Origin of the sequence: Methylocystis sp. JR02, from assembly GCF_030063565.1 — a bacterium.
In the GTDB taxonomy this organism is placed as follows: Bacteria; Pseudomonadota; Alphaproteobacteria; order Rhizobiales; family Beijerinckiaceae; genus Methylocystis; species Methylocystis iwaonis.
Map to the genome: position 1 here is coordinate 261,567 of NZ_JASIRC010000002.1, position 18,557 is coordinate 280,123.

Below are 18,557 nucleotides of genomic sequence, written 5' to 3' on the forward strand. Positions count from 1 at the left end.
ATCTTGCAAAACGGCCCGCGATAAGGCAGCATCTGCTAAAGAGTGGGCTTCTCCACGCTTGAGAATGCGTCTTTAGACCACTCCTCGGGGCCCTTGCTGCGCATCTGTCGTTGTGGGTCGAGTTTGTCCGAGACAATGCGCGTCAACAATTCATGCAATATGGGGCCGTTAGTATGGCATCAGGGTGTTTCAAACGATCGGTGGAGAGCTCGTGGCGCGGAGGGCTGCGCTGCGACATACGCGCAGGAAATTTCGTTCTCGTCGCGGATGAGCCGAAAAGCGTCGGAGGAGATGACAGTGGGCCTCAACCCACGGAGCTTCTGCTTTCGGCTGTGGCGTCCTGCTTTACGCTAGCAATCGCTTTTAGCGCCAAAAGGCTATCGGTCGAGTTGCAGCACTTGGCGGTGACGGCAACGGGGACTTACGACGGCCCTCGCTTTCGCGCGATTCATATATCGGCTCGCATGGGATGTGACCCCTCGATGATCGATGCCCTAATCAGTCGTGCGGAGAGCCTGTGCTACGTGACCAACACTCTTCGCTCCGATGTTGAAATTTCTGTCGAGGCGGCAGGCGAGCCCTCCATTGCGGGGGCGCCCTGAATCGCGCGGGAGATCACGCACGTCCTTGACGTGCTATCGGATGCGACATAGCGTATATACTATAATACTACGCGTCGCCACAGGGAGATCGGCGTCATGCCTGGTAGTGAGCTTCCAACCTTCCTTGATCTTCCCCCACGTTCGGCGAAACCGCGTTGTAAAGGGATCACGCACGTTCTCGACAAAGGCTGTACGCTGCTGGCGACGGAGAGCATCCTTTCTTCGGCGGCTCGGATCATCGACGTCTGGAAGTTTGGCTTCGGCACATCCTACGTCGACCCGACCGTCCGAGCGAAAGTCGCCGTTCTGCGCGCTGCTCAAGTCAAGACTTGCACCGGTGGCACGCTGTTGGAAGCAGCCTGGCTTCAGGGGCGAACTGAAAGCTTCTTCGCGTTCGCAAAAGACGTCGGTTTCGATTGCGTGGAAATATCGGACGGCGCGACAGATATGCCATACTGCGATAAGCAGATGCTTATTGCCCGCGCCCGGTCTTTCGGGTTCGAAGTGATGTCGGAAATTGGAAGCAAGGATCCGAGTAAGATCCTATCGGCTGTCGACTGGATCTCCCAGATCGAAACTGACTTGATGGCCGGTTCCGACTGGATCGTCGTGGAAGGACGAGAGAGCGGAACAGTCGGCCTCTACGATGATTGCGGCAAGGTCCGGCACAATGTGCTCCACGCGCTCGCGCGAAGCCGCCGGGCGGACCGCCTTATCTATGAGGCGCCGCAACGTGCACAGCAGGCATTTCTTATTCGGCAGTTCGGATCAGACGTCAATCTCGGCAATATTCTCGTAGATGAGCTGATCAGCCTCGAGGCGCTTCGGCGAGGATTACGCGCCGACACGCTGGGAATCCTTCCAAACTCTTATGCAATCGAGGGGGAAAGAGGCAAAGATGTTCGCATTTGAGCCGTCTGCTCCCAACGTCACGCCGACACGGTACCGCCAAGTCGCGCTCAGCACGAATGTCGATAACCTTGACGCGGATTGGCTCATAAAACACTTTTCGGGCCGAGAAGCATATATGCGGACGCGTTTCATCGTCGCTCGATGTGGCGGCTACTCGGCTGTCCTCGAGGTCGCGCGTCCCGAGGATTCTGGGCTTTTTTCGAGAATTCGGCAGGTGCGAGTGCTCGCTCCTCCCAACGCCTGCCGTTACGTCGTCGCGCCGGCGATCGACACGGCGGTTCCTTCCCAGCTCGCGCGCCTAGCGATGGAGCATCCCCGAGCATCCTGCATTGTAGTCGAGGGGCGCTATTCGCATGTGAGTTTCCTTCTGAATCCGGCGCCCCTCGTGCTGAATGTCTTCGATGTTGTCCCTCCCTTTCCCTCGAAATTGCTCGATCAGGTCCAGCGTGTTCTGGACATGGCGGAGGATTTACCTCCCATCGTGGCGGTTCCCAGTTTCGTCGACAGCCGAGAGGAGCTGGAGAGAGCTTGCAATCCACTTCCCGCCGAAGTGCTGGCGCCCTGCCGAGGGGCCGGCGTCGACATCACCGGCGCAAATGTTTCCTTCCTCGATGAGAGGCCTTCCAAACGAGACTGGATACTGCTCGGCTGCGAGCGTTCCCAACAGATCCATCGCTGGTTTTATGGCTCCACGGCGCCCATTGTCGATATATGCCCGAACCGCTTTTTGGATGGGCGACTCGGCGGCGCGCAGACAATCGCACGATGTTGCCTCATCCAAGAAGGCGTCGAGGAGCGTTCGCGAGCGACATATGTGCCGTGGGGCGCGTCTCTTGCGGAAGTTCGGGAAGCGATCGATCGGATCGTGCGAAAGGTCGGAGTCCCATGGACGCGCACATGATCGACTCCAAGATCTTCGGTCACCAGTGGTCCACGCCCGAGAGCCATGAGATTTTCGGTGAAACCGCGCGGGTAGCGCGATGGCTGGAAGTGATCGTGACTCTTGCCGAGGCTCAGGCTGAATGCGGCATTATTCCGGTTGTGGCGGCTGAAGACATCGGCGCCCTTCGTGGCGTCGATCTGCCACTCGATCGCATCGCCGAGCGAACGCGGTCAACGGGTCACTCTACGCTTGGCATGATACAAACGCTGCGAGAGCTGTTGCCCGCTACGTCGTCTGAATATGTCTATTTTGGCGCGACGGTGCAGGATGTGTCCGACACAGCGCAAGTGCTGGAGATGAAAGCTGCCGGCGCATTGCTCTGGAGAGACTTGTGGATGCTGGAAGGCGCGCTGATAGAGCTCGCCCGTCAACATCGGGAGACGCCCATGGCGGGCCGGACGCATGGGCAGTTGGGAGCGCCAATTTCCTTCGGGTTCAAACTCGCTTCATGGGCGGACGAAATCGGCCGCCATCTCGAGCGCATGCGCGGCGCTCGGAGCCGCTGGCTCGTCGGACAGCTCGGTGGCGCGGTCGGAGCATTGGCTTTCTTCGGAAATCGTGGGCTCGATCTGCGCGCCGCATTCTGCCGTCGGCTCTCATTGCGCGAACCGGCAATCTCCTGGCTATCTTGTCGGGATCGCATTGCCGAATTCGCGCACGTAGCCGCCATGGCCGCGACAAGCCTCGCTCGCATCGCTAATGAGGTCTACATCTTGCAGCGTAGCGAAATCGGGGAACTTCGTGAATGTTCCCAAAACGCGACTGTGGGAAGCATTACTATGCCACACAAGCGTAATCCTGAACGCAGCGAGCAGATCGTGACGCTCGCTCAACTGGCGCGCGCCCAGTCCAATATTCTTACCGACTCGCTGGTCCATGAACACGAGCGAGATGGGCGACACTGGAAAATCGAGTGGTCTGTCTTTCCGACGTTATGTCACTCCGTTCTGGTTGGCGCTGCGATGTCCAGAGAGCTTGTTCGTGGGCTCGAGATCGATATGGCCGCGATGCGGCGCAATCTGTCCAACGTACCCGCGTCCGAGCATTTGCTGAGCGTGATCTCCTCCCGTCTTGGCAAGCATCGCGCGCAATTGCTGCTCCAAGAGGCTTATCGTACGGCCGCCGAGGAAAAAGTTTCTCTCACAAGCCTGCTGCAAGCCTTTGCAAGGCAACACGAACTTTCGGAGCTTGCTAGGATAGACCTAGGGTCGTGCGCGTTGATGGTCGATCACGTGGTCGAGACGGCTGGACGTCGCAGGGCGTTGGAATCGGAATGCTGGCAATGAGGCCAGTTGCACGGGTCGAGCTCGGCGCCTTTCCGACACCGCTCGAGAGAGGTTCGGATCTCGGCGAAGTGCTTGGCGTAGACGATTTGTGGATTAAGAGAGACGATCTCACGGGCTACTCGTGGGGCGGCAACAAGGTAAGGACGATCGAGTTCATCCTGGGAGACGCCATTGCCCAGGAATCAGACTGCCTGGTGGTTTGTGGAGGATCGACATCCAACTTTGCGGCGCTGATGGCGGCCGCATGCGCGAGGCATGGAATTGCGGTCTACCATGTGTGTTACGGAGAGGTTTCACATCGTGAACCGATTGCGCTCGCTTTCTCCCTGGCCGCGGGCGCGACAGTGATGTTCACGGGATCGGCCAACCGTGCGAGCATGGATGACGCCGCGAAACAATGCGTCAATGATCTCAGGGCCAAAGGGCGTCGTCCTTATCTCGTCCCTCGTGGCGGCGCAACGGTCGTCGGCGCGTTGGGATACGCCCACGCGGCCGGAGAGTTCAGACAGCAACTTGCGGACGTCGGAATGCGCGACGTTACCGTCGTTATCCCGGTGGGATCGGGCGGAACGATTGCTGGTCTTGTCTCCGGGTTCATACACGATTTTGAAAACGAAAATGACACTGGAGCTTTCAATATCGAAGTCGTCGGCGTCTGTGTGTCTCGACCGCCTGAGGAGTTGTCGCCCATGATAGACGCGATGGCGACCGCTTGCGGAGGTGGACGAGGCGCACTGCGATCCGTTCACTGCAAGTGGCGACTCGTCGACGGCCGCGGCGCAGGATTCGGAGTGTGCGACAGGCACGAGGAAATGTTCATTGACGAAATCACGCGCCGTAGTCGGTTACTGGTCGACACGACATACAACGGCAAGGCGATGATCTGGCTCGGAGATTCATTAAGCCGGCCGGCAGGTTCTGTCGTCTACTGGCATACGGGGGGATTTCTCGCTGTCGCCGACCGGGCCGCAAATCGAATCACACAACCGCCCGCCAAATCTCGAGATGGAATGACATGATCTCACCGACCCGCGACTACCACGCCCGCATTGAAGGCCCTTCTTCTGATCGACCGGCGCAGGAGCTGATCGAAGCTGGCTTCGCCTGGGAGATCGCAGATGCAGCGGTTCTGCATCACGGGCTCAACATGGCGGACTTCGGGCATGTGATCGATCTGCATCATCGCGGAATCATCTCGGACAGCGTCGCGCGCCAGGTTTTGGGTGTGCTGCTGAAAATCTATCACACGGACGCTGCAGAGTTTCCTTACGATCCGCAGTTTGGTGAAGCATATAACTCACGCGAACAATACGTAGTAGCTTCGCTTGGAGATGTCGCGGGCTGGCTCCACGCGGGCAGACCCCGCCGCGAGGCGGCGCGCGTTGCTCTACGCATTTCATTGCGTCGCCTGACCGCGGAGTTGCTGAAATCCGCAGCCGATTTCGCTGAAACTGCAAGCAATATCGCTGCGCGGCATGCCGAAACCTTCATGGCCGATCAGACGTATCTGCAGCAGGCTCAGCCATCGACCTTTGGCCATTATCTTCTAAGCTTCGTTCCACCGGCGCTGCGTGACGCCGAGCGGATGCGCACGGCGCTTAGCCAAATCAATGAAAGCCCAGGGGGAGCTGGGTGCGTCAACGGGAGCCGTCTGCTTGGGGATCGTGCGTTTGTCGCAGACCTTCTCGGTTTCGACAGGGTGATCGAGCATACGCGAGACGCGATGTGGCAGACAGATACGTTTATCGATCTCTTGGGGACGGGCGTGAGTCTACTGTCCAACCAGTCAAAGCTCGCCGAAGACCTGGAAATCTGGTCAAGCCAGGAATTCGACTACGTCGATCTTGCCGGGCCCTACACGCGCTCGTCAGTGCTGATGCCACAGAAGCGCAACCCCTACGCGCTTTCGATCATACGCGGTGGAAGTGGCATGTTGATCGGGCGTCTTGCTGGCTTCCTTGCGGTCGTTAAAAGCCCATCTGCTCGGAGCGACAACCTGATCTTTGCCTACGGTGAAATTCCGCGGGCCTTAGAGTATGCGCGCAAGGTGAGCGATCTAACGAGAGGCGTCGTCTCCACTCTGATGGTCAACGAGGCTCGTCTATGGAAGGCGCTAGAAAATGGTTTCAGCCAAGCGACCGACCTAGCCGAGCACGTCATGCTCGAATGTGGCGTCGACTACAGGACAGCGTACCGAATCGTTGGCGATGTGGTCAAGGCGGCGAGCAGAGTCGGACGGCGGGGGATAGATATTGATGTAGAAATGATTCATCTGTCCGCGCGGCGTGTGGCGGGCGTGGAGCTTTCTCTCGATCCCGATAGGCTGGCGGCGATCCTCGATCCCAAACAGATAGTCGCCAGCCGGTCCTCGGCCGGTGGGGCCGCGCCCAGGATCGTCGAAACGATGGCTGCAGAATATGGGGCGTCTGCGCGCCGATTGAGCGCGCAAGCGAGTGCGGATTTGGCAAAATTCGCGCAAGTAGAGAAGGATCTCCTTTGCCGGGTCGAAAAGCTTGTCGCTGGCTGAAATGTGTCGCACAGCAAACGCACCGACCTGCACAGGAGAGGAGGACAGCATCATGCGGCTGCTTGTAATCGGAGCCGGTTCAACGGGGGGCTATCTTGGAACGCGGTTGGCGCAGGCGGGGCGTGATGTTACTTTCCTTGTGCGACCTGAACGCGCGGCGCAAATAAGAGAGAGTGGGCTCCGGATTGTCAGCCCTTATGGCGATACAATTTTCCACCCTAGATTTATTACGGCGGAAAGTATTACCCAGCCCTACGATGTCATCCTGGTAACCGTAAAGGCATTTCAGCTCGATGCCGCTCTTGACGCGGTTTCACCGGCGGTTGGCCGCAACACGATGATCCTGCCGGTCCTCAACGGAATGCGTCATATGGACATCTTGTCGGAGCGATTTCCGCACAACGTAATTGGCGGCGCTCTGAGAGTTATGACCGTTCTCGAAGAGGACGGCCGCATTATACAGCTTTCGCTCCTGCAGGAGTTGGCCTATGGCGAACTCGACGGCAGCCTGACTCCGCGGATTCAGGCGCTGGACGCGTTCCTCCGAAGCGCTCAGATTGGAGCCCGGCTTTCGAGCTGCGTCCGTCGCGAAATGTGGGAGAAATGGATTTTGCTTTCTGCCCTGGGAGCGGTCACTTGCCTAATGCGCGGGCTAATAGGCGAGGTAGAAGCTTGCCCGGAAGGCAAAGCCTTTGCGCTCCAGATTCTAGATGAGATCGTCGCGATTGTCAGAGCGGTGGGTGAAGCTCCCTCGGATAATTTCCTCACGGCAACACGGCAACAGATTATCGCCAAAGGTTCGTCGGTGGCCTCTTCGATGTATCGGGATATTGAGCGTGGCCGCTCTATTGAGGTGGAAGAGATTATCGGCGACATGGTGCGTCGAGGGAAAAAAGTGGGGATCAAAGCGCCTCTCCTCTCCGCAGCCTACGCTCATCTCTGTATTTACCAGAACAGGGTCAAGGCTGCATGAGCGTGCGTTATTGAAGCTTGAGAAAGGGGCCTGACTGCTCTTAGATGGCGTTCCTTTGCAGCGCATTCGATTGGCTTGGCTCTCGCATAGCGTTCTCTCGTCGGGCATCTCCGCTCGATGGGGCGGGACGACCAGAGGTCCCGTTTCCTTCAAGCCGCGGAATCCGGAGAAGCGCATGAACGACAATCGCCTTTTCTCGACCGCAGCGGCCCGCAACCGAAGGCCCATCCTGGATGTGTTGCGGGCGGTTCTGCCCAAACAGGGGCTCGTGTTGGAGGTCGCGAGTGGTTCCGGCGAGCATGTCGTGCATTTCGCGGTCCACCTGAAAAACCTGACGTTCACGCCATCGGACCCAAGCCCAAAGGCCCGCGCGAGCGTCGCGGCGTGGATCGCGTGCTCTGGCGCCCAGAATGTGCGGGCGCCGCTCGCTCTGGATGCGGCGAACGCGCCCTGGCCAATCGAGCGGGCCGACGCCGTCATCTGCATCAACATGGTCCATATTTCGCCATGGGCGGCGACGGAGGGCTTATTCGACAATGCGGGCGCGATTCTGCCGGTCGGGGCGACGCTCTATCTTTATGGCCCCTACAAACAGGGCGGCGCGCATACCGCGCCGAGCAACGCTGAATTCGACGCGGGCCTTCGCGCGCAAAATCCCTCCTGGGGCGTGCGTGATCTCGAAACAGTGGCTGATCTTGGCCGCCAGGCAGGCTTCGAAAGGCCCCACATTGTGGAGATGCCGGCGAATAATCTAAGTTTGATTTTTCGCCGCAGCGCCGTGATGAGACAGCCGACGCCGGCGTTGAAAGACATCTTTGACGAACTGAAGAGGCGAGCGTGATTCCCTGGTCTTTGATCGACACGGCGCAAATACCTGGCGGCGAGGGCGCGCTGCGACTCATGCGCCGGGGAGCCGAATTTTCGATCATGCTCGGCAATAATGAACTGATGAACAGTCGCCTCAGCGGATCCGAGCAGGCGCTCGCCACGCTGTCATACGAGAGAATTCGCTCTTGCCCAGGGCCGAGCATCCTCATCGGCGGGCTTGGGATGGGTTTTACTTTGCGCGCCGTGCTTGCGGTCCTCGATCCAAAGGCGCGAGTCGTCGTCGCGGAACTCGTCCCCGCCGTGGTGGCATGGGCGCGCGGCCCAATGGCCGAATTACACGGGGGGAGTCTGACGGATCCGCGCGTCTCGATCCAGGAAACGGATGTGGGCCGCCTCATTCATTCGGGGCGGGGGTCCTATGACGCAATCCTCCTAGACGTGGATAACGGCCCCGAGGGGCTGACGCGCGAAGCCAATGACGGGCTTTATCACAGCGCGGGATTGACGGCGGCCCGCAAAGCCTTGCGTCCAGGCGGCGTCCTGGCCGTCTGGTCTTGCGCCCCGGATCGCAGCTTCACACAGCGACTCCACAAGGCGGGGTTCGGCGTCGAGGAGATCAAGGTGCGCGCCAATGGCGGACGAGGCGGAGCCCGACACGTCGTCTGGATCGCGACGCGCATCGATCGTGGCGCCCAATAGTTCCCCTAGTCGATCAAGACTTCGTCAACGGCTGGTAAGCCAACGAGCCTTGGCCCCTCGTGAAAAGGAAACCAAGTTCTTTGACGACCAAGCGGAAGATCTACGGCGCGACGGTCACGCAAGCCGGGAGACTGGCGCGGAGCGTTTGCGCCAAGACGTTCATCGCTTTGTGCCGCGGCTCGCCACGGCGAAAAACCAGTCTGACGCGCCGCGATACGTTAGTCCCCTTTATCGGCAGAACGGTCATGCGATTCTTCCGATCCCGCCATGCTTCTACGGCGAGTTGCGGAACAAGCATCGTTCCATAGCCGGCAGGCGTGAGCTGCAGTAGGATTCGGCTTAATTTTCGGCTATCTTCCGTGCCGGCCTGCCGCGGCGATGAATCCGATCGACGCGCTGAGGCTGGAGTAGACCGCGAGCGTGCGGCTCCCCATGCCCATAGCTGTGGCGCTCCCGAGATCGACGTTCCGCCACCCGAGAAATTTCGGGTGGCCAAAGCGCGCTCGACGCCGCCGCTTCGGGGGGCGCGAGATTTCGCGGCGCTGTTTCGCTCCAAAAAATTTGCCGCTGCGATGCAGACGGCTGCATGGAAGTTGGTCGTGCTCCGATCGTCGCGTGTGGCGAAGCGCCTGCTGGAAGGCAAAGCAGACGGATTCTCGGTCAACACCGCGACATTTTGGCGAACGCCTCCACCGCGCCGCGTGAGTATTGAGAAGCCATGTCGGCCATCAGCGCCTCGGACTGCGAGACATGCAAGGGCTGCGCGCGTGTAGCGGTTCCTGTGCCAAAGGGCGGATGGGGATCGTATTCGATAATCCACTCGGCCAATTCAGCGCTAGCCCGCCCGAAAATGCGTTCGACTGCGAGCAGTGCAGCCTCGAAGCTGCCAACGCCAGGGCCCGCAGTGTAAAGATTGCCGTCGACGACAACGCCGGCGCCCCCCTGCACCACCTCCGCCGCCCCGAGGTGGGTTAAAATCGGCAACGCGTTATGGCTCGAGGTCACGCGCCTGTTCTTGAGAAGACCTGTGGCGCCGAGCATAAGAACGCCATTGCAAATGCCGATGACGCAACGAGCCCTGCGCCCCTGCGTTGCGACGAATTCAATCGCCTCGGCGTCGTTCTGGATTTCCGGCGGCAGCATCGGGACAGCGATGACGTCAAGATCTGGACAATCTGCGAAGGTCGTTGTCGGCTTCGTCCACCAGGAAGGGAAACCTTCGACCAAGTCCAGTGATTTCCAGACCAAATGAATTTCGGCGCCCGGCATCAGCCCGAAAACTGTCTGGACGCCGACCATGTCCATGGGAATGAAGCCGGGCCCGATGACGATGCCGACATGGAATGGCGCGGTCCCCTGCGGCGATATCATGGCGCGGAGTTTCTCGATCGAAGGCACGCTGGATTTCTCGGGTAAAATGGGCATGCGCGTTACTCCCCGGCTGTGATTATCGAGGACACCATAGCCAACGCAGATGATGGCAGAAATGACATATAAGCCTCAAAATCTGTCATTGACGGCGCCAGCAAATGGAGGCAGCCTATGGCTGCAAGGTTGATCAGCCATGGCTCACAAAGTCGTACGGTCCATAGCGATCGTCGTTTATCCCGGCTTCGAATTGCTCGATCTCAGTGGTCCGCTGTGCGCTTTCAATGTCGCCTCGTGCATGCATGAGGCGCCTTACGCGCTCTCGGTCATCTCGGCGCGAGGTGGTTCGGTCGTCAGTTGTTCCGGGGTGCCCGTAGGCTCGTCGAAATCAACGCAAGATGGTATCGACACACTCCTGGTGGTCGGCGGCCCCGAAGGCCAGGCGCTCGAACGCCATCGACGAACGGTCGCGCTGCTCGAAAACTTAGCGCCGAGAACGCGGCGCGTTGCGAGCGTCTGCACAGGCGCATTTCTACTGGCGGCCGCGGGGCTGCTCGACGGCCGCAAGGCTACGACACATTGGCGATATGCCGCTGCGCTTCAAAGGCGCTTTCCAAAATTTCGCGTCGACGCCGACCGGATTTTCATCAAGGATGGCAACATCTGGACAGCGGCGGGAATCACATCCGGCATCGATCTGGCGCTTGCGCTCATCGAGGAGGATTTTGGCGCGGGACTGTCGAAGGCCGTCGCGAAAGACTTGGTGGTCTATCACCGCAGGCCGGGAGCCCAGTCCCAGTTCTCTACCATTCTCGAGCTCGAACCGGCGTCAGGTCGGATCAAGGATGCGCTTTCCTTCGCGCGTGAACATTTGCACGAGCCGCTCACGGTCGAAAGGCTCGCTGGAGCGGTCTGCATCGGTGCGCGTCAGTTTGCGCGAGCGTTTGTCAATGAGACAGGAGAAACACCCGCAAAAGCCATCGAGCGCTTGCGCGCCGAGGCTGCAATCCCCCTGATCGAAAAGGGGACCGAACCCATCGAATCAATCGCGCGAAGCGTCGGCTTTGGCGACGTAGAAAGAATGCGCAGGGCATTCGTGAGGATTTACGGCCAACCACCGCAATCGCTACGACGCGCCAGCCGGCTGAACGCGCAATCTGGGTCCCCGGCGATGGGTGGAGCGGATCGAGCATAATCTCTCGGGCTCTTTCGGCGGTAAATTGGGAATTTGCAGGGCATCCCTCATATCGAAGGAATAGCGGAGCAGATCAAAAGCTTCCGGCTTGTTAGCGCCCCCCTAATGCTATATACCTATTGTCAGGTATCCGTATATCCAAAAACGAGGTATCTAGTGGCGTATAGCATCAAAGACCCCGAAACCGACGAGCTCATCCGCAAGCTCGCAAAGGCGAAGCGCAAGCCCATCGTCGAGGCGATCAAGGAAGCCTGCGCGAATGAGCTCGCGCGCGAGCGGGCGAAAATCCCTTTGTGGGAACGACTGCAGCCGCTTCGCGCGCGCGTCGCGTCGCACCCCGCCCGGCCCGAACAAACGCACGCGAGCCACAAGGGTTTTTTCGATGATATGTGGAGCGACGAGAAATGATGATCGACGCATCCGCGTTTCTCGCGATCCTTCTGGAAGAGCCGGACGGCCCGGAGATGGCGCAGCGTATCGCTGCGGCGAAGGCGCCATATACGTCCCCTCTCGCGGTTTATGAGACCTGCGCGCGCCTGATGAGCGCGCGCCAGATCGCCGCCAATGACGCGCAGGACATGCTGCGCGAATTGCTGGACGAGGCCGCCGTGCGCGTCGTTCCTATCACTGAAGGCATGACAAGCGTCGCGCTCGGCGCGTTCGAGAAATACGGGCGAAGCCGCCATCCCGCCGCTTTGAATTTCGGGGATTGCTTCGCTTACGCCTGTGCTCGCGCCTACCGCGCGCGCCTCTTGTTCAAAGGCAATGATTTTTCGCAGACCGACATCAATGATTCCGTGAGATATTGACGCCCCGGGACGAATCTTCGAGTCAACGTCGCAATTCAGCGCGATTGCCGATCGGCATGGTTCCTCATGCGCGTGCGCTACGCTCGCTTCTGGCCCGCTATATTTCTCGTCGTCTACGGTCTTGGCCGCCGTCGACGGGCTGGCCCAGATGCTCACCGGAAGAAGCGACTACTTCCATTTGACGGGCCACGGGGTGCAAGAGGGGACTGCTGCAGCCGCACGGAGGAAGCCGATGCTCGGCGCCAGAAACCTGTTTGCGAACGTGCCCGAACGCTTGATCGACGAAGAGACCACGATCTTGGCCGAGTTGCCGGGCGCGAGGATCGAGCGGATCGTCTCCACCGGGCAGGCCAGCCAGCCTGGCTTCTGGTACGACCAAGAGCAGGCGGAATGGGTCGTGTTGCTGGGCGGCTCGGCGGGCTTGTTGTTCGAGGGCGAGGCCGCGCCGCGCATCCTGCGTCCGGGCGATTACGTGGAGATCCCGGCCCACGCTCGGCACCGCATCGAATGGACGGACGCCAATGAACCGACGGTGTGGCTGGCGGTGCATGTGGGCGCCAAAGCTCGATGATGCGGGGCGGATGGCTCGGCGTCGCGGGCATTCGAACGCGCACTGCGCAGCCCTTTGATGTTACGCTTTGTGCAGGAGACGCCTGAGCTTTGTTTGGCGATCTGGCCGCGCAGCCATCTTTTTATCGAGCCGCCGCCACCCGATCACGACGCCAGTCACGCTGAGCGCGAAACCGCCGCCGCAAAGGAGAAGCATGACGACGTCCCAGAGCGGACGCGCTTCGATGAGCGGGCGCCAATCCCAACTGTGGGGAGGCGAAAAGCCACCGGTAGCCGCGCTGCCCCAGGTCATATTTGCGCAGCGGCTGGCTTTGGAAAGCGTGCTCGGCAATTTGATCACGAATGCCTTACGCGCCATTTTCGAACCATTCTGGCGAAAAGAAAATACGACTACTGGCACAGGACTCGGGCTCTCCATTGCAAGAGAAATTGTTGGCAAGCTTGGGGGGAAAATTGGATCGAGGAAACGTCGGGTTGCGGCGCTACGTTCAAGATAGCGCTAGTCAGTTCAAAGCCAGAGCGCATCGTAGTTTCGGAATGCTCCGCCCATCAATGATGCATTAGGGAGCAATAATTCAAAAAACGTCATCGACGCTGGATCGATGGCCCTCCGAGCATGGCCGTGTTTATTAGAAACAGAAATGACGGTGATGAGGTGCAGATGTGCACTTAGTCATGAGCCTGTCAAAGTTCAGATGTATACCTAAATAGCAACTGAGCCATCAAATAGTTGACCATTGTTTATCGTCACAAGCTTTCGCATAGTATTGGCTCAGGCATTGTTAAGCGGCCCAATTCAACGTAAACATTATTGGTGGAAATTCATGCGCTACGCACGTTACATATTTGGTCTGCTTTATGTCCTCGCGGGCTTGGCGAAGGCCTTCCCCGACATTGAGAACGTGCCGCAAACGCTGCGCACAGCGGCGTTCAACAACACCGGGACGATTCTCGAGCCGATCAGCAGATGGCTCGCAGACTACGGCGGAGTCGTGACGGTCATCGTTGGCGTCGCGCTGTTCGCTTCGGGCGTCAGCTATCTTTTCGACCGCCTCGTAATGGCGGCGGCGGTCGGCCAATTGGCGATGATCGCCTGTTTCATCGCCATCCTCGCAAAGACGACTCCGGAGATCGTCGCTATCGACCTGCCTTTTGCGATCGTCGCAATTTTACTGATTCGCGACAAACTGCAAAAGCGGCGCGCTCCTGCAACGCCACCGACAGCGAAGCAAGATGATCTACGACAGCGCGCATCGGCTGTGACGCAGAACCGATAGACCAAGCCGGCGTTGAACATCGATGATATTGCGGCCGCGCCGCGGCCGATTGATCCCGCGCGTCTCGAAGCTTGGGAGATTGCGATGCTTACGCGAGAATTCGACAGACCGAGCTCGCAAGAGTTCGACCACTTTGGGGATACCCGTACGTTTGACGCGCCAGGTTTCGCGGACGTCATCGTCGTCGGCGGCGGACTGGCGGGACTGACCGCCGCTTGGCGCATGGAAGGATTTGATGTGACTCTCCTCGAAGAGGGTCGCAATGTCGGCGGCGCCGCCCGTTTCGAACGCCATGGCGAATTGCGGTTTCCCACTGCAGCTTCCTGCCTGCAATCGCCGGCGCCGGACGGAAGAGTCGCGGAACTCTTGAAAGATCTTGGCCTGTGGGGTTCGTGGCGCTCGACGTCGGATGATTTGCTGGTGCTTTTCAAGACCGGCGGTTTGATTGGAAATCTCGGCGTCGTGTCGCACGCTTTCCTTTCCCATCCAGCGTCACTGATGAACCCGAAAGTTTATCGCCTGACCGGATCGCTCATCGGGGCCGCGTTATCAGGCCAAGCCTATGTCGCCGCAGAAAAGCGGCTTGGCGACCCGATCTTCGCGCATCTGAACGCTTATCTGGCGCGCCTTGCGCCCGGAAAGGGCCGCTACCCCTCCATTCCGTGGAAGCCCGCCGACGGCTGGAGCCGCGCCGAAATGGAGCAATTCGACAGCGTCACTCTGGAGCAGTTGCTGTCCGACGCTCGCCTGCGCGAGACGCTGCCGCCAGACCTGCGTCCCCCCAAAAACCTCGATAATCTGGTTCGTGACGCCATCGTCACGACGTTGCAGGTCGAAAGCCTGACGCTCGACGATGTATCGGGCTACGTCGGGCTTCATTTCCTTATTGGCTACCTGTATGGCGAGCTTGTCGCGTTTCCGGGGGGCAACGGCTTCGTCACGGAGCGGTTGCGCGAGCGTCTGGAACTGCGCGAGAGCTTTCACTGCGTTAATGGGGCGAAAGTCACATCCATACGCAGCCACGGCGCCGATCGCTATCGCGTGACCTTTCAACGCGACGGACAGGAGCATTTTATCGAGGCGCGTGCGGTCGTATGGGCGGCGTCGAAACACGCGGCGCTCGAAGCGATACACGATCTTCCCTCCGCCCAGCGGGCTGCGATGGCCGAGATCGAATATGGCGACTACATTGTCGCGAACGTCGTTTTGAAGCAGCCGGTCTGGGGCGACCGCTTCGGCGCATATATCATCGCCGGAAAAGACGAGGCCGCCCCTATGGGATGGTGCCGGATTGGCGGCTGCATCTCCGCAAACTGGCTCGATCCGACGCAAAGCCATCCAGGGGGCGTCCTCACGCTCCTTAAGCCGGTTTCTCGTCGCGACAACATGGGTCGGCTCGCCAAAGTGGCGTTCCGGGATCTGCAAGAGACGGCGCGAGCCGAGGTTTCGGACATATTGGCCTGCGCTGGCGTTTCCCCGCAAGCCGTCGAGGACATTCGCCTGTGGCTATGGCCCAAAGGGCTCGTATCGCCTCGTCCAGGACAAATGAAAAGCGACCTCTTCCGCAGAGCGTCGGCGCCCTTTGGTCGCATGGTTTTCGCTAATCAGGACACCTATGGCGTCGGCAATTTCGAGTCGGCCGTCGGAGCAGGACTCGATGCGGCCGAACGTCTGAAGATGGCGCTGGGCGCAACAAGCGTGCCGCTCGGTGCAGAGTTCTCGATGGTCTAACTGTTACCTAACCATTCAATTCGCAATTTCCACATACGAAGAGATAACAATGGCCGAAGCGATGAAATACGTCCGAGCGCTCGATGGGACGTTCGAGGAGGACCGCCTGATCCTGGGTGGAAAGGCCATGTCGCTGAATGCGCTTGCCCGAGCCGGCTTGCCCGCGCCAGAGGCCTATTGCGTTACGACAGAAGCCTATCGCGCTTTCGTCGAACGCTTCGGCCCTACAAAAGATGCGACCAAAAACGATCCGGCGCGCCTGCGAGACGTCTTGGAGGCCGCTACGCTACCGCAAGACCTGCAACGCGAAATCATCGCCGCCTATGCGACGCTCGGAGGCGGGCGGGTCGCCGTGCGCTCGTCTGCCGTAAGCGAGGATTTGGCGGAAAGCTCGTTCGCCGGCCAATACAAGACATTCCTCAATGTCGAAGGCGAGCGTGCCGTCATCGACTGCGTAAAGCGCTGTTGGGCGTCATTATGGGCCGACCATGTAGCGGTCTACGGTCGTCAGCGTGAGGCGGTCGCGCAGAGCAGCGACATGGAAAAATCCATCGCCGTAGTCATTCAGCAGATGGTGAGCGCCGACGTCGCGGGAGTACTCTTCACGACAGATCCGATCGGCGGAGACGCCAACCGCATGGTCATCGAGGCCGCTTGGGGCGTCGGCGAGGGAGTCGTGTCGAGCCAGGTCGTCACCGACAGCTATCTCGTCGATCGCACGGACTTCGCCGTCGCGAGGACAATCCGCCACAAGCCGATGCGCACGGTATGCAACCGCGACGGCGGCGTGGCGCTGGAAAAAACGCCGGCCACGCTCGCCGACGCGGCCACGCTGACGGACGATCAGGCCGCACAGCTCGCGCGACACGCGATGACTATCAGGCAGTCGTGCGGTCCGGCCTTCGCCGACAAGGAGCTCGACGTCGAATGGGCGATCAAGGACGCGAAGATCGCCATTTTGCAAGCGCGGCCCATCACTGTGAGCGACCCGCGCGCCGCCCACGCGGTTTTCGCCGATCCAGAGGAAGCGGAAAGCTCGCTGCGAGACAATACGATGTTCTCGCGCATGGACACAGGAGAGATCGTCACCGGGCTGATGACGCCGTTCGGTCTGTCATTCTGCCGGTTCTACCAAAACAACATTCACGGCCCGGCGGTCAAGACGATGGGGCTGCTGAATATGTCGTCGTCGCGGCATTTCATGGGCTACATCCGCGGATACGTCTACCTCAACATTTCGGCCTCGGCCTACATGCTGACGCAGTGTCCGCCGACCCGCGATCACATGAAATTCACCAAGAGATACGCCACCGACGAGGTCGATCTCTCCAACTACCGCAATCCCTACGGCGAACCGGTGAAGGGGCTGGCCTATCTGCGCAGCGCCTTATACTGGCTGCGCCAGCAAATCATCAATGTCGCGACTGCGGAAAAGACCGCGCGGCGCATGGAGGCGTTGGGCAAAGAGCGCATCGACAGGTTTCTCGCGCTCGATCTGACGAAAATGAGTCTCGAGGAGCTCAACGCCGAGCTCGAACTGATCGACCGCAACTTTTTAGCGAGCTGTTCGGCCTATATGCCGTTCTTTCTGCAATCCTTCGCGCTTTACGACGCTTTAGCGGAGCTATGCGAGACATGGCTCGGCGGGAGAGGGGAAGGCTTGCATAATCGCATCAAGGCGTCGCTCAATAATCTGCGGACGATCGACGTCACCAAAGGCGTCGTCGCGCTCGCCGGCACGGTGAAGGCCCAACCAGAGCTGCGCGATCTCTTTTTGAACGGCTCGCCGGACGAGCTGGTCGAGCGGCTGCAACTCAGTAGCTCCGGCAAGACGTTTTGGGACGGTCCGTTCGCAGCGTTTCTGCGCCAGTTCGGAACGCGTGGGCGTCAGGAATTCGATTTGAGCATTGCGCGCTGGAACGACGAGCCGCTTTATTTGCTGAAAGTCATCCGTCTATACCTGCTGAACGAATTCGATCTTTACGACAAAATGCGCGAGAGCGACGCGAAGCGGCGCGACGATACGGAGCGTCTGCTTTCGACCCTTCCGCTGAAGGCGCGGCTGAAGCTGCGCTTCGTGATCTCCGCCTATGCGAAAATGGCCGACCTGCGCGAGCGCGTCCGCCCCGTTTTCGTCGCCGAAACATGGTTCTATCGCAAAATTGCGCTGGAGATCATACGGCGGTTGAGCGAAGAGGGCGTGGCGAATCTATCCGACCTGCCCTTTCTCGATTTCAACGAGCTGCGCGCTTACGTCGCGGGCCAAAAAACCGCGGCGCAAGCGTTCTCGCGCGAGCTCATTGAGAAAAATCGGCGCGAGCATCTCATCAATCTGCGCGCCGAGGAGCCTCCCATGAGCATTGTCGGGGGCTATAAGCCGAAACGGTCAAACGCAGCGGCGCGACTCGCGGATGATAGCGACGCCCTTGTGGGACTCGCCGCGAGCCCCGGCGTCGTCGTCGCGCGCGCCCGCGTCATCACCGATTTGCAGCGTCAGGCCGAGGAGTTTCAGCCGGGTGAAATCCTCGTGGCCAAATTCACGGACGCCTCTTGGACTCCGCTTTTTGTTCTGGCCGCGGGCGTTGTGGCGGACATCGGTTCGCCGTTGTCCCACAGCTCCATCGTGTCGAGGGAATTCGGCATCCCTGCGGTCGTCAACATTCGATCGGGGACGCTGAAAATCCGAACTGGCGACTTCCTTTATCTCGACGGAGACGCGGGCGTCGTTCGCATCGAAGAACGCGCCGAGCGGCAAGCCGCCGCCTGACAGAATCACACAAAACTCGTGGCCCTTCGGGCATCGCGCCCGGCGGGAGGTTTACTTCGTAATTTTTCAC

General features: G+C 59.6%; 18 protein-coding genes. 16 read left to right on the plus strand and 2 right to left on the minus strand.

Going from position 1 to position 18,557, the window contains the following annotated elements:
* Positions 1-173 precede the first annotated feature (173 nt).
* The 9 genes from QNA11_RS20850 to QNA11_RS19670 all read left to right on the plus strand — a co-directional run bounded on the left by QNA11_RS20850 (position 174) and on the right by QNA11_RS19670 (position 8,770).
* Positions 174-602: an OsmC family protein gene (locus QNA11_RS20850; protein WP_502867586.1), complete on the plus strand. Its 429-nt coding sequence runs from the start codon at positions 174-176 to the stop codon at positions 600-602.
* A gap of 96 nt (positions 603-698) precedes the next feature.
* Positions 699-1,514 carry a phosphosulfolactate synthase gene (locus QNA11_RS19635; RefSeq protein WP_283484448.1) on the plus strand — a complete coding sequence of 272 codons (816 nt, stop codon included), beginning with the start codon at positions 699-701 and terminating at the stop codon, positions 1,512-1,514.
* Positions 1,501-2,415 carry an XcbA family protein gene (locus QNA11_RS19640; protein WP_502867578.1) on the plus strand — a complete coding sequence of 305 codons (915 nt, stop codon included), beginning with the start codon at positions 1,501-1,503 and terminating at the stop codon, positions 2,413-2,415. The genes QNA11_RS19635 and QNA11_RS19640 overlap by 14 nt, the downstream gene beginning before the upstream one ends.
* Entirely contained in the window at positions 2,412-3,743 is a 1,332-nt protein-coding gene (locus QNA11_RS19645; protein ID WP_283484450.1) for a class-II fumarase/aspartase family protein, read from the plus strand. The genes QNA11_RS19640 and QNA11_RS19645 overlap by 4 nt, the downstream gene beginning before the upstream one ends.
* Positions 3,731-4,762: a 1-aminocyclopropane-1-carboxylate deaminase/D-cysteine desulfhydrase gene (locus QNA11_RS19650; protein WP_283484451.1), complete on the plus strand. Its 1,032-nt coding sequence runs from the start codon at positions 3,731-3,733 to the stop codon at positions 4,760-4,762. The genes QNA11_RS19645 and QNA11_RS19650 overlap by 13 nt, the downstream gene beginning before the upstream one ends.
* Positions 4,759-6,270: an argininosuccinate lyase gene (locus QNA11_RS19655; protein WP_283484452.1), complete on the plus strand. Its 1,512-nt coding sequence runs from the start codon at positions 4,759-4,761 to the stop codon at positions 6,268-6,270. Before QNA11_RS19650 ends, QNA11_RS19655 begins: the two co-directional genes overlap by 4 nt.
* 52 nt (positions 6,271-6,322) lie before the next feature.
* Positions 6,323-7,243, plus strand: coding sequence for a ketopantoate reductase family protein (locus QNA11_RS19660; RefSeq protein WP_283484453.1), 921 nt, complete (start codon positions 6,323-6,325; stop codon positions 7,241-7,243).
* A 175-nt stretch (positions 7,244-7,418) separates the two neighbouring features.
* The gene (locus QNA11_RS19665) at positions 7,419-8,084 is read left to right on the plus strand and encodes a DUF938 domain-containing protein (RefSeq protein ID WP_283484454.1); all 666 of its coding nucleotides are present in this window, start codon (positions 7,419-7,421) and stop codon (positions 8,082-8,084) included.
* Positions 8,081-8,770, plus strand: coding sequence for a spermidine synthase (locus QNA11_RS19670; protein ID WP_283484455.1), 690 nt, complete (start codon positions 8,081-8,083; stop codon positions 8,768-8,770). Before QNA11_RS19665 ends, QNA11_RS19670 begins: the two co-directional genes overlap by 4 nt.
* Positions 8,771-8,870: 100 nt before the next feature.
* Here the strand turns inward: QNA11_RS19670 and QNA11_RS20855 are convergent, their stop codons facing one another.
* Both QNA11_RS20855 and QNA11_RS19675 read right to left on the minus strand, forming a co-directional pair.
* Positions 8,871-9,437 carry a LysR substrate-binding domain-containing protein gene (locus QNA11_RS20855; protein WP_502867579.1) on the minus strand — a complete coding sequence of 189 codons (567 nt, stop codon included), beginning with the start codon at positions 9,435-9,437 and terminating at the stop codon, positions 8,871-8,873.
* The gene (locus QNA11_RS19675; RefSeq protein ID WP_283484456.1) at positions 9,431-10,195 is read right to left on the minus strand and encodes a DJ-1/PfpI family protein; all 765 of its coding nucleotides are present in this window, start codon (positions 10,193-10,195) and stop codon (positions 9,431-9,433) included. The genes QNA11_RS20855 and QNA11_RS19675 overlap by 7 nt, the downstream gene beginning before the upstream one ends.
* 139 nt (positions 10,196-10,334) lie before the next feature.
* On the opposite strand from QNA11_RS19675, the gene QNA11_RS19680 reads away from it, so the two are divergent.
* The 7 genes from QNA11_RS19680 to pigC all read left to right on the plus strand — a co-directional run bounded on the left by QNA11_RS19680 (position 10,335) and on the right by pigC (position 18,487).
* Complete coding sequence (locus QNA11_RS19680) at positions 10,335-11,333, plus strand: GlxA family transcriptional regulator (RefSeq protein ID WP_283484457.1); 999 nt, start codon at positions 10,335-10,337, stop codon at positions 11,331-11,333.
* A gap of 156 nt (positions 11,334-11,489) precedes the next feature.
* Complete coding sequence (locus QNA11_RS19685; RefSeq protein WP_281932190.1) at positions 11,490-11,741, plus strand: type II toxin-antitoxin system VapB family antitoxin; 252 nt, start codon at positions 11,490-11,492, stop codon at positions 11,739-11,741.
* Positions 11,738-12,142, plus strand: coding sequence for a type II toxin-antitoxin system VapC family toxin (locus tag QNA11_RS19690; RefSeq protein WP_283484458.1), 405 nt, complete (start codon positions 11,738-11,740; stop codon positions 12,140-12,142). The genes QNA11_RS19685 and QNA11_RS19690 overlap by 4 nt, the downstream gene beginning before the upstream one ends.
* Positions 12,143-12,374: 232 nt before the next feature.
* Complete coding sequence (locus QNA11_RS19695; RefSeq protein ID WP_283484459.1) at positions 12,375-12,713, plus strand: cupin domain-containing protein; 339 nt, start codon at positions 12,375-12,377, stop codon at positions 12,711-12,713.
* 823 nt (positions 12,714-13,536) lie between these two features.
* Entirely contained in the window at positions 13,537-13,989 is a 453-nt protein-coding gene (locus QNA11_RS19700; protein ID WP_283484460.1) for a DUF6041 domain-containing protein, read from the plus strand.
* An 84-nt stretch (positions 13,990-14,073) separates the two neighbouring features.
* Positions 14,074-15,720, plus strand: coding sequence for an FAD-dependent oxidoreductase (locus QNA11_RS19705; RefSeq protein WP_283484461.1), 1,647 nt, complete (start codon positions 14,074-14,076; stop codon positions 15,718-15,720).
* Between the two features lie 49 nt (positions 15,721-15,769).
* Positions 15,770-18,487, plus strand: coding sequence for a prodigiosin ligase PigC (gene pigC / locus QNA11_RS19710; RefSeq protein WP_283484462.1), 2,718 nt, complete (start codon positions 15,770-15,772; stop codon positions 18,485-18,487).
* The last annotated feature ends 70 nt before the right edge of the window (positions 18,488-18,557 follow it).

Excerpts from the sequence above, each read along its gene's own strand:
- QNA11_RS20850 (WP_502867586.1), top strand. The coding sequence starts at position 174 with ATGGCATCAGGGTGTTTCAAACGATCGGTGGAGAGCTCGTGGCGCGGA.
- QNA11_RS19635 (WP_283484448.1), top strand. The coding sequence starts at position 699 with ATGCCTGGTAGTGAGCTTCCAACCTTCCTTGATCTTCCCCCACGTTCG.
- QNA11_RS19640 (WP_502867578.1), top strand. The coding sequence starts at position 1,501 with ATGTTCGCATTTGAGCCGTCTGCTCCCAACGTCACGCCGACACGGTAC.
- QNA11_RS19645 (WP_283484450.1), top strand. The coding sequence starts at position 2,412 with ATGATCGACTCCAAGATCTTCGGTCACCAGTGGTCCACGCCCGAGAGC.
- QNA11_RS19650 (WP_283484451.1), top strand. The coding sequence starts at position 3,731 with ATGCTGGCAATGAGGCCAGTTGCACGGGTCGAGCTCGGCGCCTTTCCG.
- QNA11_RS19655 (WP_283484452.1), top strand. The coding sequence starts at position 4,759 with ATGATCTCACCGACCCGCGACTACCACGCCCGCATTGAAGGCCCTTCT.
- QNA11_RS19660 (WP_283484453.1), top strand. The coding sequence starts at position 6,323 with ATGCGGCTGCTTGTAATCGGAGCCGGTTCAACGGGGGGCTATCTTGGA.
- QNA11_RS19665 (WP_283484454.1), top strand. The coding sequence starts at position 7,419 with ATGAACGACAATCGCCTTTTCTCGACCGCAGCGGCCCGCAACCGAAGG.
- QNA11_RS19675 (WP_283484456.1), bottom strand. The coding sequence starts at position 10,195 with ATGCCCATTTTACCCGAGAAATCCAGCGTGCCTTCGATCGAGAAACTC.
- QNA11_RS19680 (WP_283484457.1), top strand. The coding sequence starts at position 10,335 with ATGGCTCACAAAGTCGTACGGTCCATAGCGATCGTCGTTTATCCCGGC.
- QNA11_RS19690 (WP_283484458.1), top strand. The coding sequence starts at position 11,738 with ATGATGATCGACGCATCCGCGTTTCTCGCGATCCTTCTGGAAGAGCCG.
- QNA11_RS19695 (WP_283484459.1), top strand. The coding sequence starts at position 12,375 with ATGCTCGGCGCCAGAAACCTGTTTGCGAACGTGCCCGAACGCTTGATC.
- QNA11_RS19700 (WP_283484460.1), top strand. The coding sequence starts at position 13,537 with ATGCGCTACGCACGTTACATATTTGGTCTGCTTTATGTCCTCGCGGGC.
- QNA11_RS19705 (WP_283484461.1), top strand. The coding sequence starts at position 14,074 with ATGCTTACGCGAGAATTCGACAGACCGAGCTCGCAAGAGTTCGACCAC.
- pigC (WP_283484462.1), top strand. The coding sequence starts at position 15,770 with ATGGCCGAAGCGATGAAATACGTCCGAGCGCTCGATGGGACGTTCGAG.